The organism is Pseudomonas monsensis (assembly GCF_014268495.2).
Taxonomy (GTDB): Bacteria; Pseudomonadota; Gammaproteobacteria; order Pseudomonadales; family Pseudomonadaceae; genus Aquipseudomonas; species Aquipseudomonas monsensis.
On the sequence record NZ_CP077087.1, the window covers coordinates 409,277 to 426,497 of the forward strand.

A 17,221-nucleotide genomic window follows, 5' to 3' on the forward strand; every position below is an offset into this window, starting at 1 on the left:
CATCGTTGTTGGCTGACAGGACGCTTTCGCGAGCAGGCTCGCTACAAGGGAATGTGCAGTCAGTTGAAGGTGAGGTTGCGTTAGATGATCGAGTCGATATCGAGCGTATGCGGTGCGCCAATCGTATGCCCGTAAAGTGAGGTCAGCAGCGCATCGTTGCTGGCGTTGTCCGGTGCCTGCGCCAGTTGTTCTTCCTTGAGGTTTTCCGGGTGCGCGCGCCAGCGTTGCACGCTTTCGGCGAGCAGCTCCGGCTGTGCGGCGAACAGGCCATAGACGTCCGTGGCCCTGACCCGTCTGTACCGCAGAGCGCTCAGGCGCCCATGGGTGGTCTCGATGCGGCTGACTTCGTGGCTGATCGCCTCGATCGTACGCTCCTGAGTGCGCACGTAGGCCGCTGGCCGGGCCAGCAGATCCTTGCGGGCGGCGCGTAATTGCCGGGTAATGCGCAGCAGCGCCTCGTCCACCCATTCGAACTCGCGGTCGGTGACCCGCGTGCGATTCGCTTCATGGGCCTGCTGCCAACGGCGCAAGGCTGCCCAGCACGCCGGGACATAGCCGCCGACCATCGAGTGATGCCCGGCGTTGAAGATTTGCCGTAACAAGCCCGGACGATCCGGCAGGCCGTTTTTCTGCTGCAGCGCGACGGTGCACGCGGCGTGCTGGGTGATGGTGTCGCAGCCCGGCTCCCACAGGATCGAAGACACCTGCTGACGCCCGAACTCCACCGGCATGGCGTGATGCAGGGTGCCGTGGTGGGCATAGGCTTCCCCCGTCCAGTTGGTAATGCCCGCGACGAATACCGACAGACCGACCGGCACATTGGTAAACATCAGCGCCGCGCCCGCCCCGTAGACCCCGGTCTTGGTGTTCATCCAGCTGCCCGGCACGCTGGGCACCGGGTCGTTGTGGTTGACCATGCGGTAATGCACCAGCGGGGCAGCGGCTTTGATGAAGACGGTGTCGCCGGCGCGGGGGGCGCCGTAGGTGTAGAGCTGGATGTTGTAGTCTTCGGACCTGCGGCGCAGCATTTCCGCGAGCAGCAGGGTGATTGCACCGCCGAGGCTGTGGCCGCAGATGAGTAGTTTTTGGCCGGCGTAGAATCGGTCTAGATAGCTAATTGCGAAAGCTGCGGCTTTTTTTGCTGCTTGGTAGAAACCGCGGTGGACCTGACCCTCTCCTTCTTCGAACGGCACTTGTAATGCATCGGCATCGCGCAACCCGTCAGGAATGATCTCTAAGGTTCCACGCACTGCAATCAGGATCAGTTCGTCATTGTGAGTGATGAACGCCTGGGTGTCGGTCGCTTCTTTCCCGAGGAGTCTGTCGTCGAGAAAGTGGATCTTCTCTGGGTGCTCCTGATCCTCTCCAAGAGCCGGATCATTGACCTCATACAGCGCCGGATCGAACGGCACGATTTCCAGCCTTCTGGAATACGCCACGTCTTCATACAGGGGGTAATAGGCTGTGCTTTGCGCGGCGTCGACGCGCCACAACTCGTCGGACTTGGCCAGGGCATCGGCGAACCAGTTGCCCACGCTGGGTTGTGTGGGGAAGGTGACCCGGGGTTCCTTGATCGGCGCGGTGGCGGGTTTCTGGCCAAAAGGGCAGTAACTCAGGGTGGCCATCAATGCCAGTTGGTAAAGGTTGAGTGCGCAGAACTCCGGCGCCGTCGACAGCATCGGGCGCAAGGCCCGCAATGCACGCACTTCCAGCACCGAGTGTTTGCGCGAGGCCAGGGCGACGCCGACCTGTGCATGCTTGCCCATGATCGCTGACAGGCCGCTGTTGGCGGGGTAGTGGCGATAGACCTCGGGCGGCAGATGAGCGACATGCCGGACCAGATGGCGCACCTCTACCTGGATGTATTCGTCGCCGTCCGTAACGGGTTGTTCGCGGTTACGGGTGGCGTCCGGATTGCGGTAACGGGTTTGTTCGGCACGAACCTGGAGTTCGGTGATTTTCAGGGGGTAGTGGGGGCGTTCCATTACGCGTAGATAGACTTTTTCCTGAGCCTCGTAAGCCTGTTCGAAACGCAACGCAATCGGGCCTGCGCAATAGTTGTCGACTTTGCCAACACCGTTGATATCAAGGTATCCATTGAATAGTTGCCCCTCCGAATCGACCGCAACATAGGCCAATCCTCCATAAGCTTCCCCAGAGCCAAACTCATCGACCAGTTGAAAACTGCTCCAGTTGCCTTGTGCCGGGCAGCTCAGCAGGCGGCTGTTGAGCGGTGATTGCAGGTCCTTATCAAGTGACGTCATGTGGAACATTCCTTATTCCGTGCAGCCGGGATAGATGGTGCAGATGCGGCCATCAACCATCTGGAAGGTGCTGAAATCGGTGTGGTTACCGAAGCAGAAGGCATCCTGGTCTTCGAAGTTGTCGCCCAGGCAACGCTTCCAGCCGTTAGGTACTTTGACCCAGGTCTTGCCGATGGCAGGCCGTTCTTCCGCCGCCAAATCGATCTTCATCCGCACGGTTTTGCCCGGCAGTTGATCGAGGGTGTAGGCGGCAAACGGGCGACCTCGTGCGAGCGCGCCAAGCTCATCGGTTTTTTTGCAGTCGAGGAGTTTTCGCAGGATGCGAGGCTTGCCCGAGGTGCGGAACAGCCACTGACACTGGCCGTAAAAGCTGCTTTCAGCCTCATCGTTAAAGGCGCCCTTGTAACGGGCTTCCAGTTCCTCGCGTACAGCGACCACTGCGCTGTCACCATTGATGTCACTCCAGCCCTTGCCGTATGCAGCTCTAATCTCAATATCAATCTTCCAGATCACCAACGGACAACCTTTGACCGTCCGGTGGAGCGCAATTTCTGAAACCGGCTCGTAGTGCTCACGCCACTTCAGGTTGTAGCCAACCGCAGTATTTCGTCCGTCCGGGACGGTGCAGGTTTCTCCTTTGGCGGGCACGTATTTGGCGATGGCTTCATAGGCGAACCCCGTCGGCAGATCTGCCGTGAAGGTGAAGCTGTCGGGCGGACTGCTCTTGCAGCCAACAATAAGAGCGAAGCAACTCCCCAGCACCGCCATGCATCGCAAGCGAGGCCCGGTGAGGTAGCTGTGCAACCCTTTTTCAAGTGACGTCATGTGGAACATTCCTTATTCCGTGCAGCCGGGATAGATGGTGCAGATGCGGCCATCAACCATCTGGAAGGTGCTGAAATCGGTGTGGTTACCGAAGCAGAAGGCGTATTGGTCCTCGAAGTTGTCGCCCAGGCAGCGCTTCCAGCCGTTAGGTACTTTGACCCAGGTCTTGCCGATGGCAGGCCTCTCTTCCGCCGCCAAATCGATCTTCATCCGCACGGTTTTGCCCGGCAGTTGGTCGAGGGTGTAGGCGGCAAACGGGCGACCTCGTGCGAGCGCGCCAAGCTCATCGGTTTTTTTGCAGTCGAGGAGTTTTACGATGCGGCGGTAAGGTCCCATCGTGCGAAACAGCCATTGGCACTGGCCGTAAAAGTTGCTTTCACCGGCTTCGTCGAAAGTGCTTTTGTACTTTTCCTCCAGCTCACCGCGTATGGCGACAGCGGCATAGTCCGACGCGAAGTCACCCCGGTCTTTCCCGTAGGCAAAGTAGATTTCCAGATCAATTTTGCGGATCACCAACGGGCAGCCGCGCACCGTTCTGCGAATAGCTATTTCAGAAACCGGCTCGTAGTGCTCGCGCCACTTCAGGTTGTAGCCAACCGCAGTATTCCGGCCGTCCGGGACGCTGCAGGTTTCACCTATGTCGGGTTCGTATTTGGCGATAGCTTGATAAACAAATCCCGGCGGCAGATCCGCCGTGAAGGTGAAGCTGTCGGGCGGACTCGCCACACAACCGAACAACATCCCCATGCAGCCCGCCCACCCGGCTTGTCGAAAAAATCGTTTCACTGCGCTGCACCTCCACCCATCGTGTTCACCCAATGGCTCACCCGTTCGAAATGCTCCAGCGGCGTTTCCCCCGGACGCACTTGCCACTGCGCATCGACCCCACGAGCAGGCATTCGCACGCTGTGGATCAGCAGAAACGCCAGCTGCTGCGGTGTCTGCCAACCCCACTCATCTGCCTGCTCGAGACGTTCACGCAGCCAGGTTTCCGGGGGTTGTGTTCGCGCGAGGTCGGCGTAGGCCTGTTCGTGTTCGGCCAGCAGGAAACGGTGAGCGTTGAGCTGGCGAATCTCGCGGGTTTGCTCCGCAGGTGCGGGTGTTTGCAGCCACGGCGGGGACTCCGGCACTGGGTAGCGGCCGGGCGTCGGGTTGTCGCTGCTCTCCCATTGCGTGCCCTGCCAGTAACACACGCTGAGCGTCGGGCCGAGGTAGGCCGGTATGGCTTCGGAGGGCAAATGCGCCAGTGTCCGGCTCAGCACGCGGTTGTCGTGAAAGCGGTACAGCGCCTGATGCGGGCGGGCGCCGATGATCAGTCGTTGCTGCCAGTGTTCGACCCAAGCGCACAGGCAGGCTTGAGGCAGGCTGAACAGCCATCCCCAGTTGTCCTCCGGACGGGCGAGCAGCGGCGCGATGCGTTTGTCGTCATACCGTTCAAGGGCGAAAACAAACGGCCCGTTATCCGCCAGTTCGGCGACGGGCGTGTCCTTGTAGAGGATGCGGTAGTGCTCGAAGTCGCTGGTTTGCAGTAACCACTGACGGATTTCCCGTTGCTGTGGTTGTGAGTCGAGCAGCAGATACAGGCCATGCCCTGAAGCGAATTGGCGGGTCATCCACTGGCGCGCAAAGGCTTCGCTCATGCGGCGTTCTCCCGTGGCTGGCAGATGCCCTCGCGGCAGGCTTCACACAGCGGGCAGAAGGTCGCGCCCATGGCATGGCTGGCGCTCATCAGCGCGCGTTGCGTGGACGCCAGCACGGCGGGCAATGGCGCTGGCGCCGCCAGGTCGTCGACGCCATCGGGCATCGCGGCCCGCGCCGGCGCAACCGCTTTGGGGCTGCCGCCGACCTGGATGGCACTGCTGCTGAAAATGCCGCCGTGACCGATCACCAGGTGCTCGCCGCCGACGGTGATGCTGATACTTTTGCCGGCGTTGAGTACCAGATGATCGCCGGCGTTGAGGTGGATTTGCCGACCGGCCTCGATCGCCTGCAACTGATCGACCCGGCTGTGGCTGTCACCGCTGACGTGCAAGTGGTCGCTGGCGTGGAGCCGGGTTTTGCGGTCGCCGTGTACGGTGCGCTGCTCTTCGGCCTGCAACACGCTGATGCTGTTGCCCTTGATGGTCTCGTGGCGCTCGTTGCCGACGTCCAGACGGCTGTCGTTTTCCACCTTGTGCTCGAGGTCGCGCTGGGCGCGCAGGTAAATCAGTTCGCGGCCGGCACGATCTTCCACGTGCAATTCATTGAAGCCGCCGTTGTCCGGTGAACTGCGTGAGCGAAACACGCTGCGGGTCTTGTGTTCCGGCAATTCATAGGGGGCGGGGTTGGCGCTGTTGATCAGGCAGCCGCTGACGACCGGGTGGTCCGGGTCGCCCTCAAGAAAGCTGACCAGCACTTCCATGCCGACCCGCGGCAGCATCACGCTGCCATGGGCGTTGCCGGCCCAGTTAGAGGCCAGCCGCAGCCAGCAACTGCTGTGGTCGTCGTGGTTGCCTTCGCGATCCCAGTAGAACTGGACCTTGACCCGACCATACGCATCGCAATGAATCTCTTCGTTGACGGGGCCGCTGACCACAGCGGTCTGGCTACCGAAGATTCGTGGCTTCACGAATGATTGCGGCGGGCGGTAGATCACGTCCCATGGCGTGGCGACAAAGTCGTTGCGGTAGCCTTCAACGAAGCCGTCGGCAGCGCCGGCGCTGGCCTCGCCCAGCGTTTCTTCCAGCACCGCTGATTGTTTTCCGCGGTGGTTGACTGCGGTCAGCAGCCACAGTCCATTGTTTTCCTCGCAGGCATGCTCGGTGATCGACAGGAAATGGCCGGACACCAGGCTGGGCTGATCGCTGTGGCCACAGCCCTGCAAGTAGTCGGCGCGATGACTTTCGAGGGCGCGGTGGGTCAGTTGCTTGCCCCGTGCGCCGTCGCTGAAGCGCCCCGGATAGCGATAATCCTCAAGCGCCGGCCGCGGCGTGTTGCTGTCGGGCCGATGGGTCGCCTCCAGCAGAAAGCGCGTCTTGCGAAAATCATGATCGCGGCGCACGGTCGCCGTCGGGCGGGTTTCCACCCGTACCTGCCATTGTTGGATTGCCGGCGTTTCGGCAACCATGCCGTTGTCCTGGCGGTAGGGCGTCGGGCGGTCCAGACGGGGGAAGACCGTCTGGTCGTCGCCCAGCACCAGCAAGTGTTTCTCCCGGCTGTGCTCGAAGTGGTAGTGAATGCCTTCTTCCTGACACAGACGCTGGATGAAGTGCAGATCCGACTCCTTCTGCACGCAGTATTCGCGCGGCGGATAGTCGGCACCGAGATGAAACCGGTGCAGGTCACGTTGAATACCGTTGTCCGCGAGAATCCGGGTGATGATCTGTGGCACGGTCATCTGCTGGAATATTCGCTGATTGCAACGATGCTGCAGATACGCCAGGCGCGGAACCAGTGTCAGGCTGTAGCGCGTCAGGCGTTTGCCGCTGTCGCCACGGGCGACGCGATTGATCACGCCGTGGATGCCATGGCCTTCGAGGTCGAACGCCAGGAACGCCTGCTGGTGCATGAGGCTTTCAAGGCGCAGATTTGCTCGTTCGCTGACCAGCTCGACCTCGAAGGTGTAGGGCTGGCTGATCGATTCGTGACCGCTGAAGGAGAGGACTTGCAGGTCGTGTTTAACGTCGTTGAGCGAGAGGCTGAAGCGGGCATGGGCGGTCGACATCCTTTATTCCTTGTCCTGTGACGGGGCACAGGCTCTCGGACGTCGATGCAACGATTGCGCGCAGACCTTCCTTGGTCTTGCGCGCAACGAACGTTCCGGAGCCAGTTGCGTGCAACGCTAACAAGGCCGCCGAAGAATTGATGTCAGACGCTTCCCAAATTGCAGTTACACATTCAACCGGCACGCGGAAATCCAGGATTTTCAGTTGAAGGTGATGTGGAAATACGCCAACTGCGGATCCCGCCCCATCGGCGGAACCCGCGAGACAAATATGCCCTGTACCCGCCCCAGTTCCGGCAGCTCCAGCGCGCACAGGCCATCGACGAATTCGGTTGGCTCCACGCTGTTCAGCTCGACGCTGAAAGGCATGCGTTCGCTGTAGCGCATTTTTGCCGAGGGGTTTTCCTCAAGTTGCCCGATATGGACTTGCAGGGTGCTGCCGTCGGGCAGGTGCAGGGTGCCGATGCGCCCCAGCAAGGCCTGGAAATGTTGGCTTTGAACCGATTGCAGCATGGTTGTGCTCCGGCAAGGTAGGAAACCGGGGGAGGTGATCCCCCGGCGGTCGATCAGTTACGCGAAGGAAAGATGCCGTTCAGCGCAATGCTGAAATTGAGCACCAGATACGGGTTCATGATGGGCAGCGGCAAGCCGTTACCGGCCGGCGAGATGGTGCCAGTGATAGTGGTCGCGGCGCCTTTGAGAGGAACGGCTGAGGCGCCCTGGGCATCGGAAAAGATATTCGCCAGACCCGGCCCGGTGCCCGATGCACCGATATAGGCATTGGTCGCGCTGGGGGTGCCGAGCGGATTGCTGGCCGGGTTGGCCAGTTGCACCGTGGTGGTGGCGGTGAGGCCGGCCAGGGTGTGGGTATGAGCGGGCAGGTTGCTGAGGGTCGGGATGACTTGTTCGGTGCCGGAGGTTTCTCCCATGATCCGTGTTGTCAGCCCCCCACCGGAGCCTTGGCAGACCGGCATGCGGCTCTGCAGGTTGGGCAGGCCGAAGTTGGTGGTGCCGTTGCCTCCGTAGGTGGTGCCCAGCAATGCGAACAGTGCCTGATTCTGTTGGATTGCGATGATCTGACCGTTGCACAAGGCCCAGCCGGTGGGCGCAAAGTTGAAGGCAAACGTCATAACCGTGCCCATGTAAACGTCCATAAAGTCCTCATCCTTCTGATTGGTGGTCGGCGGGCCGCAAGTGAATTCAGGCTGCTGCAATTGCCTTGGCACTTCGTGGCCAGGTCACGCCACGCCAGAGCGTAGACCGGGATTGGCAAGGTTGCCGGATGTCGTGAAAACGCCGGCCGGCATCGACGGCTCTCCTGCGCCTGACCTAAAGTGACGGGCAGGATTTGGCACCCATATCCGTGGTGACGCAGTACAGCGAGAGGCAGCAATGGCGCTCAACAGAGTAACGCCGGTGGGTGACACGCAGGATCCACACGCAACCCCGGGCTCATGGTTTGGCCGTTTGCGCCTGCTTCGCTGGGCCAGAGAACACTGGCTGTTGCCCATCCTGCTGCTGGCGGCGGCCGTGCGTTTTTACGATCTGAGCGCTGCGGCGATCTGGGGCGATGAAGGGTCCAGCCTGTTGCTGGCGCGTTACTCGTTGGGCGAAATCTGGCACCACGCCGGGCGCGATGTGCATCCGCCGCTGTACTTCATGTTGCTGCACGGCTGGATTGAGCTGTTCGGTGACGGCATCTTCGCGATCCGCTGTCTCAGCGCACTGGCGGGCATTGCTGCAGTGGGGCTGGGCATCCGTCTGGTGGATCAACTGGCCACGCGCCGCGCCGCGATCTTCGCCGGGGTGTTGCTGGCGCTGTTGCCGACGGCAGTGCGCTACAGCCAGGAAGTGCGCATGTACTCACTGCTCGGGTTGTTGCTGATCGCGGCCATGCTGGCGCTGATCTACTGGATCAGGCGGCCGCAACGGCATCGCTATCTGGTGGTGTATGCGTTGTTGATGACGGCGGCGTTCTACACTCACTACTTCGCCGTGCTCGCGGCGCTGTGCCACTGGATTTATCTTGGGGCGATCCGCCTGCAGCGCGGCTACCGTTTTCGCCACATTCAGCGCGCCGACTGGTGGCTGGCCAATCTGGCCATCGTTGTGTTGTACCTGCCCTGGCTGCCCAACGTGTTCGACCTGCTGCAACATATGGAGCAGCTCAAGACCGGCGGCGATGTCGGCTGGGAAGACCCGGTCACCCTGGCATCGCTGCCTTCGATGATCTGGGCGTGGCTGACCCAGGATGATGGCGATGCTCGCTCGCTGTTGATCTTCAGCGCCTTGCCGCTGGCGTTGCTGCTGTTGGTTGCGGTGGCCGTGATGCGTGATCGCAGCGTGTCCCGTGGCAGTGTCCTGCTGGCGTTGTACACCGGCCTGCCCCTGCTGCTGGTGTTCGCGGTGTCGTTTATCACCCCGGTGTTCATCGAGCGCTACCTGACCGCTTACGCAATGGGTTTGCCGATGCTGGCCGGGATGGCCATCGACCGCGTGTACAGTCGCATGCGGCTGTTGGCGCTGGCAGTGCTGGTGGCGCTGATCGGGGTCGAAATGGTCGGGGTGAACACAAACGCCACGGTGGACCGCAATGACCAGTTCGACCGCGTGGTGAACTACGTCAACCAGCATTTCCAGGCAGGCGACCGGATCGTCACCAGCGACATGCTCTGGTACTTGAGCTACGTCTACTACGATCGCAGCGGCGCACGGGTTCGCCTGTACACGCCACCGGCAGCGGATGGCCGTTCGACGCGGCCCAATGACTACGGGTTCGGCACGCTGGTGGCCGCCGATGTCTATCTGGACAGCCTTGCCGAACTGCCCGTTAACGGCCGGGTATGGCTTATTGGCACGCTGGATGATCCGCAGGAATTTTTGCCGTTGCCTGCCACTTGGCGCATCGCGGGTGAGGTCCATGCCGGCGGCGCGCAAGCACGGTTGATCACGTTCAAATCGCCAAGTGATTAAGCGCGGTCACGACTCAATCGTTTCACCTTTGAAATCGCGATAAAAAGTTAACTGGTTAGTCCTTTTTGCTCTGACTTGATATCAAAACACTACTAGTCGCAAGGTTACTGTTGGACTACGCTCTGTCGGACAAAAGGACTTCCGACTACGGTGAATGGATTGCAGCAGTTCCACTTTATTTCCGGCTTGCCGCGCTCGGGCTCGACCCTGCTTTCTGCGATCCTTTTGCAGAACCCGCGCTTTCACGCCGGAATGACCAGCCCGGTTGGCGCCCTGTTTTCCAGCGTGCTTGAGCAATGCGGCGCCGGCAGCGAGTTCGGCGCAGTGATCGACACCCCCATGCGCCGCCGTTTGCTGCGCGGTCTGTTCGACTCCTACTACGCCGACAAAGTCGATAAACCGGTAGTGTTCGACACCAATCGGCAGTGGAGCTCGCGGCTGCCGGCACTCAATGACCTGTTTCCCAAAGCCAAAGTCATCGCTTGTGTGCGCAACGTCGCGTGGGTGATGGACAGCCTTGAGCGGCTGTACCGCGCCAATCCTTATGAAAACACCAAACTGTTCGGCGACGCCGTCGAGCGCAACACGGTCTACAGCCGCTGCGAAACCCTGGCTCAGCGTAACCGGCTGGTGGGTTTTGCCTGGGCAGCGCTCAAGGAAGCCTATTACGGCGAGCACGCCGATTCGCTGCTGATCGTTGATTACGATTTGCTGACTCAGGCGCCTGAGCGGGTGCTGCGGCTGGTTTACGACTTTATCGACGAACCCTGGTTCGAGCACGATTTCGAGCACCTGGCCTACGACGCACCAGAATTCGATCAGGGCCTGGGCCTGGCCGGCCTGCACAAGGTCAAGCCGAAGGTCGCCTTGCAGTCTCGGCGCACGATCCTGCCGCCGGACCTGTTCAAGCAATACGCCGATTTGTCCTTTTGGCTCGATGGCTCAGCCAGCGCCGCCAATGTCATTCGTATGAAGTCCGACGCTGCGATCAACTGATCGCGGCGTTTTTTATTGATGCGTCACGTACATTCGTTCGAGTTCGGGTGAGCAACATGTGGTGGTCTCTTTTTGGCAGTGCGAAGGTCAAGTCACGGACAACCGAGGGTCAGCGTTCGCTGGCATCGCCGATGATCATGTCGCTGGAACCGCGCATGCTGTTCGACGGCGCAGTGGCTGCCACCGTGGCCGATGCGGCTGCCCAGGCTGACAGCCACCCTGCGGCGGATGCCGCCAAGGCGCCGACCGCCGATCACCCGGTCGCCAGCAAGGACACCCATGGTCAGGCCGATGCCACACCGGCCGCCAGCCCGGTGGCGGTGCCGGGCCAGAGCGTGGTGTTCGTCGATTCGCGTGTGAAAGATGCCGACAGCCTGGTTCAGGGCGTTGCCCCTGGCACCCAAGTGGTGAAACTCGACGCCACCAAGGATGGTTTGCAACAGATCGCCGATTACCTCGATCAACATCATGGCGTCAGTTCAGTGCAGATCATTGCCCACGGCAACGCTGGCGATCTGTGGTTGGGCAACAGTTATCTGTCTGCGGACAACGTCGCGCAACGCAGCGCCATCCTCGGCGAAATCGGCAAGGACATGAACGCTGGCGGCGACATCCTGATCTACGGCTGCTACACCGCCGAGGGCGATCGCGGCTTGAGTTTCGTCGACTCGCTGGCGCAGTTGACCGGCCGTGATGTAGCCGCTTCGAACAACCGCACCGGTGTCGGCGGCGACTGGGATCTGGAAATTGCCACCGGCAGCATCGAGAGCGCCAACGTCTTGTCGACCAAGGCGATGAGTGAATATCAATGGGGCCTTGCCACCTGGACCGCGACTAACAACCTCGACTCGGGCGTCGGCTCGTTGCGTACGACTCTGGCGTCTGCGCAAAACGGCGACATCGTCACGTTCAACGCCGGCATGACCGTGCAACTCAACTCCGAGTTATTGATCAACAAGAACATTACCGTCGATGGCGATCTGAACAACGACGGCGTGGCCGACGTGACCCTCGACGGGCAATACAAGACCCGCGTGGTGGAAATCACTTCAGGCGCCACCGTGACGCTGGACGGTCTGGTGATCACCAAGGGATTGGTGGCCGGCAATGGCGGTAACGGTGGCGCGGCGGCAGCAGGCGCCATGGGCGGCGGGATTTTCAACGCCGGCATTCTTACGCTCAATAACGTCACGGTGACTGCCAACGCCGCTTCCGGTGGTGGTGGCGGCGGTGGGGTGGCCGGAGGTTATTCCGGCGGCGGCGGCGGCGGTGGTGGCGGGATCGGCGGCGGTAACGGTGGCCATGGTGGTTCGACAGGCCCGGGCAACTCAACCTATGCCGGTGGGGTCGGCACAGCGAATACCGGTGGTTATGGCGGCGGCTACACCTCGAACGATATGGGCGGGCGCGGCGGTACCAGCACTGGCGGCCTCGGCGGCAATGGCGCCGCCGGTTACAGCCACGGCGGCAACGGCGGCTCAGCGACCAATGGCACGTTGTCCATTGGTGGTGGCGGCGGTGGTTCGGGCTGGAACTCGGTTGGCGGCGTCGGTGGCAATGCGGCCGGCGGTATCTACAACGCCTCGACCGGCACCTTGAAAGTCATCGGCACATCGGTCATCAGCAATAACCTCGCGGCGGGCGGTGGCGGCGGCGGTGGTGGCAGCGGCGGCAACATTGCCAACGGCGGTGACGGTGGCCGTGGTGTCGGGGCCATCTGGAACAACGGCGGCACGGTACTGATCACCGCTGCCAACTTCGCGGCGATCACCGGCAACGCTGCGGCCAGTGGTGCCGGAGGCCCGTCAAACGGCGGTGCGACGGGTAGCTCGCCGAGTGCCACTGCTGCGGTTTACAGTACCGGCGGCACGCTCAATACCAATTACGTCGAACCACCGACCGCGACCATCGTCCTGGCGGACAGTGCGCTGAAAATTGGCGAAACCTCGCTGGTGACCATCACCTTCAACACGGCGGTCACTGGCTTCACCAATGCCGACCTGACCATCGCCAACGGCACGTTGACGGCCGTGAGCAGCAGCGATGGCGGGATCACCTGGACCGCGACTTTTACGCCGACCAACGGGATTACCGACACCACCAACGTCATCACTCTGGACAACACCGGTGTGGCGGCGGTCTCTGACGGTACCGTGGGTGTCGGTACCACCAATTCCAGCAATTATGTGATCGATACCCAGCGCCCGACGGCCACTATCGTTGTCGCTGACACAGCTCTGAAAATCGGTGAAACGTCGCTGGTGACCATCACCTTCAATGAAGCGGTCAGCGGTTTCACCAACGCCGACCTGACCATCGCCAACGGCACGTTGTCCGCCGTGAGCAGCAGCGATGGAGGCATTACCTGGACGGCGACGTTTACGCCGAGTGGCAGTGTCACCGACACCACTAACGTGGTGACGCTGGATAACACCGGGATCGCTGACCTGGCCGGTAACGCCGGCAGCGGTACAACCGATTCCAACAACTACGCCATCGACACCGTGCGCCCGACGGCCACCCTTGTCGTTGCGGACACCGCGCTCAAGGCAGGGGAAACCTCGCTGGTGACCATCACGTTCAGCGAGGCCGTGACCGGTTTCACCACCGCCGACCTGTCCGTGGCCAATGGCAGCGTGAGCGGTTTGAGCAGCAGTGACGGCGGGATCACCTGGACGGCCACCCTCACGCCAACCAACAACATCAGCGATACCACCAACCTGATCACCCTGGCCAATACCGGCCTCTCCGATTTGTCCGGCAATACCGGCAGCGGCACCACCGACTCGAACAATTACGCCATCGACACGCAGCGCCCGACGGCGACTATTGTGGTTGCCGACAACGCCTTGAGAATCGGCGAAACGTCGTTGGTGACCATCACCTTCTCCGAAGCCGTGACCGGCTTCACTAATGCCGACCTGACCATCGCCAACGGCACGCTGAGCGCCGTGAGCAGCAGTGATGGTGGCATCACCTGGACGGCAACCTTCACGCCGACCGCCAACATTACCGATGCCACCAACCTGATCACCCTCGACAACAGTGGGGTCAGTGACGTCAACGGCAACCAGGGCAGCGGCACCACCGACTCCAATAACTACGCCATCGACAACCAGCGCCCAACGGCCACCATCGTGTTCACAGACACGGCCTTGAAAATCGGCGACACATCGCTGGTGACCATCACCTTCAGTGAAGCGGTCAGCGGTTTCACCAACGCCGACCTGACCATCGCCAATGGCACCTTGAGCGCAGTCAGCAGCAGTGACGGAGGTATTACCTGGACCGCAACGTTCACTCCAGGCGCCAGCATCAGCGACACCACCAATCTGGTGACGCTGGACAACACCGGCATCGCTGACCTGGCCGGCAACGCTGGCAGCGGCACTACGGATTCGAACAATTACAGCATCGACACCCAACGTCCGACAGCGACCATCGTGGTCGCCGACACGAGCCTCAGCGCCGGTGAAACCTCGTTGGTGACCTTTACCTTCTCCGAGGCGGTGACGGGCTTCACCAACGCCGATCTGAACATACCCAACGGCACGTTGACCGCCGTGAGCAGCAGCGACGGCGGCATCACCTGGACGGCGACATACACGCCCACTCTCGGGATCAACGACACCAGCAACCTTATCAGCCTGAACAACACCGGCATCGCTGACCTGGCCGGTAACGCCGGCACCGGCGTCACCAACTCCGGCAATTTCGTGATCGACACCATGGTTCCGACCGCCACTATCGTGGTTGCCGACAACAGCCTGAGCATCGGCGAAACCACCACGGTGACCATCACCTTCTCCGAAGCCGTGACCGGTTTCAGTAACGCCGACCTGACCATCGCCAACGGCACGCTGAGCGCCGTGAGCAGCAGTGATGGTGGCATCACCTGGACGGCAACCTTCACGCCGACCGCCAACATTACCGACGCGACCAACCTGATCACCCTGGACAATACCGGGGTGCAGAATGGGTCCGGCAACGTGGGAGTGGGCACCACTGATTCGAACAATTACGCCATCGACACCCAGCGCCCGACCGCGACCGTTGTGGTGACCGACACGGCGCTGGGCGTTGGTCAGACCACCACGGTCACTATTACCTTCAGCGAGGCGGTGACCGGTTTCACCCTGGCAGACCTGACCGTCGAGAACGGCACACTTTCCGCGCTGAGCACCTCGGACAACATCACCTACACCGCGACGTTTACCCCATCGGCCGGCGTCACCGACACCAGCAACCTGATCACCCTGGACAACACTGGAGTGGTCGACGGGGCTGGCAACACTGGCAGCGGTACCACCGATTCGAACAACTACGCGGTCGACAGTCAGCGTCCGACCGCCACGATTGTCATGAGCGACAACGATCTGCGTCCTGGTGAAACAGCGACCGTGACCATCACCTTCAGCGAAGCGGTCACCGGGTTCGACAATGCCGACCTGAGCGTCGCCAACGGCACGTTGAGCAACGTCTCGTCCAGCGACGGCGGCATCACCTGGACGGCGACGTTCACTCCGACCATCGGCATCAGCGATACCACCAACCTGATTGTTCTGAACAACGCCGGCATCAGCGATCTGGCCGGCAATGCTGGCACCGGCACCACCAACTCGGCCAACTACGCGGTGCAAACCGAAGTGCCGACCGCGACCATCGTCGTTGCGGACAGCTCGCTCAAGGCCGGGGAAACCTCGGTGGTGACGATCACCTTCAGCGAGGCGGTCAGCGGTTTCAGCAATGCGGACCTGACCATCGCCAATGGCACCCTGAGCAACGTCAGCTCCAGCGATGGCGGCATCACCTGGACCGCCACGCTGACGCCAACCGCCAACATCACCGACACCAGCAACCTGATCACCCTCGACAACAGCGGGGTCACCAACGCCTCTGGCAACAGTGGCGTCGGCACCACCGACTCCAACAACTTTGCCATCGACACCGCGTTGCCGACCGCCACTATCGTGGTCGCCGACAATCGCCTGGGCATTGGCGAAACCACCACGGTGACCATCACCTTCAGCGAAGCCGTGAGCGGTTTCGATCTGTCGGACATCAGCGTCGCCAATGGCACCTTGTCGAACCTGATCAGCAGCGACGGCGGCATCACCTGGACCGCCACGCTGACACCAACCGCCAACGTCAACGATGCGACCAACCTGATCATCGTCGACACTGCCGGCGTGCAGGATCTGGCTGGCAACCTTGGTGCGAGCATCGCCATTTCCAACAACTACGTGCTCGACGCGACCCGGCCAACGGTGGACATCGTGGTCGCCAACCCGCATCTGGGGATCGGCCAGACCACCACGGTGACCTTCACCTTCAGCGAGGCGGTGAGCAATTTTGATCTCTCCGACCTGAGCGTAACCAACGGTGATCTGAGTAACCTGAGCAGCAGCGATGGCGGCAAGACCTGGACCGCGACGTTCACCCCGACCGCGAATGTCACCGATCCGAGCAACTTCATCGCGCTGGACACCAGCAACGTCACTGACCTGGCCGGTAACGTCGGCAGCACGGTGGCGGTGTCGAACAACTATGGTCTCGACAGCGAACGGCCAACGGCGACGGTGGTGATTGCCAACCCGAACCTGGGCATCGGCCAGACATCGGCGGTGACCATCACCTTCAACGAGGCGGTGAGCGGCTTCGATCTGGCAGACATCAATGTCGGTAACGGCACCTTGTCCAACCTGAGCAGCAGCGACGGCGGCAAGACCTGGACCGCGACGCTGACACCGAATGCCAACGTCAACAGTGCCAGCAATGCGATCAGCGTCAACAGCGCGGGTGTCAGCGATGCCTCCGGCAACAGTGGCAGCGGTGTCAGCAGCTCGAACAATTACGTGATCAATACCGTGCCGCCGGTCGTTCCACCCTCGACACCAACCAGCGTGGTGATTCCCGATCCACTGATTCGCAGCAGCGATCCGGTGGTGCCGCCACCGCCGCCGAACATCCCGCTGCAACCGATCATTTTCACCGCCCCCACCGGCGATATCGGCTCACCGCTGACCTTTGCGCCGCTGTTCGAACAACGGGTGATTGGCAACGGCATCCGCCCGCTGGGCGATATTTTCATCAATCAAGGTGCACTCAGCCCGAGCTTCATTGCGCAAGTGTTCAGCAGCAGTGACAACGGCGGTGATGGATCCGGTCACGGCTTCCTCGGCTTTGGCGGCGGTGATGGCGGCGTATTCGGTACCAGCACGTTATCGAGCCTGTTCAATCAAGACAGTGCCGCCGACCGCGATTCGTTGAATGCGTTTGGCAACCAGTCACTCAAGGCTGGCGACGTTTCTCAAGGCCTGCGCGGCGTGTTTGGTGCGCCGACGCTGGGGCAGCAACTGCAAGAACTCAAAGACAACGAACAGCACCGGGTCGACAACCTGGCGGCGGCACTGCAACAGGTCGGCATCAGCGAAATATCGGCCTGAACCAACCATTACTC

The 17,221-nt window shown here is 61.3% G+C and carries 10 protein-coding genes; 3 read left to right on the forward strand and 7 right to left on the reverse strand.

Annotated features, from left to right (window positions below):
* Window positions 1–80: 80 nt before the first annotated feature.
* The 7 genes from HV782_RS01780 to HV782_RS01810 form a co-directional block, all read right to left on the reverse strand.
* Window positions 81–2,264, reverse strand: coding sequence for a lipase family protein (locus HV782_RS01780; protein ID WP_186748085.1), 2,184 nt, complete (start codon window positions 2,262–2,264; stop codon window positions 81–83).
* 12 nt (window positions 2,265–2,276) lie between these two features.
* Window positions 2,277–3,032: a hypothetical protein gene (locus HV782_RS01785; RefSeq protein WP_186748105.1), complete on the reverse strand. Its 756-nt coding sequence runs from the start codon at window positions 3,030–3,032 to the stop codon at window positions 2,277–2,279.
* A gap of 69 nt (window positions 3,033–3,101) precedes the next feature.
* On the reverse strand, window positions 3,102–3,875 hold the full coding sequence (locus HV782_RS01790; RefSeq protein ID WP_225931049.1) for a hypothetical protein: 774 nt from the start codon (window positions 3,873–3,875) through the stop codon (window positions 3,102–3,104).
* Complete coding sequence (locus tag HV782_RS01795) at window positions 3,872–4,729, reverse strand: DUF4123 domain-containing protein (protein WP_186748086.1); 858 nt, start codon at window positions 4,727–4,729, stop codon at window positions 3,872–3,874. Before HV782_RS01795 ends, HV782_RS01790 begins: the two co-directional genes overlap by 4 nt.
* The gene (locus HV782_RS01800) at window positions 4,726–6,792 is read right to left on the reverse strand and encodes a type VI secretion system Vgr family protein (protein WP_186748087.1); all 2,067 of its coding nucleotides are present in this window, start codon (window positions 6,790–6,792) and stop codon (window positions 4,726–4,728) included. Before HV782_RS01800 ends, HV782_RS01795 begins: the two co-directional genes overlap by 4 nt.
* Before the next feature lie 201 nt (window positions 6,793–6,993).
* Window positions 6,994–7,305 carry a DUF6916 family protein gene (locus HV782_RS01805; protein WP_123470375.1) on the reverse strand — a complete coding sequence of 104 codons (312 nt, stop codon included), beginning with the start codon at window positions 7,303–7,305 and terminating at the stop codon, window positions 6,994–6,996.
* A gap of 53 nt (window positions 7,306–7,358) precedes the next feature.
* Window positions 7,359–7,946: a phage tail protein gene (locus HV782_RS01810; protein WP_186748088.1), complete on the reverse strand. Its 588-nt coding sequence runs from the start codon at window positions 7,944–7,946 to the stop codon at window positions 7,359–7,361.
* 238 nt (window positions 7,947–8,184) lie between these two features.
* Between HV782_RS01810 and HV782_RS01815 the strand changes: the two genes are divergently transcribed.
* From HV782_RS01815 to HV782_RS01825, 3 genes are all read left to right on the forward strand, one after another.
* Window positions 8,185–9,765 (forward strand): glycosyltransferase family 39 protein, encoded by a 1,581-nt coding sequence (locus tag HV782_RS01815; protein WP_186748089.1) that lies wholly within the window; start codon window positions 8,185–8,187, stop codon window positions 9,763–9,765.
* A 150-nt stretch (window positions 9,766–9,915) separates the two neighbouring features.
* Window positions 9,916–10,761: a sulfotransferase family protein gene (locus tag HV782_RS01820; RefSeq protein WP_128614043.1), complete on the forward strand. Its 846-nt coding sequence runs from the start codon at window positions 9,916–9,918 to the stop codon at window positions 10,759–10,761.
* A gap of 56 nt (window positions 10,762–10,817) precedes the next feature.
* Window positions 10,818–17,207, forward strand: coding sequence for an Ig-like domain-containing protein (locus tag HV782_RS01825; RefSeq protein ID WP_186748090.1), 6,390 nt, complete (start codon window positions 10,818–10,820; stop codon window positions 17,205–17,207).
* Window positions 17,208–17,221 lie beyond the last annotated feature (14 nt).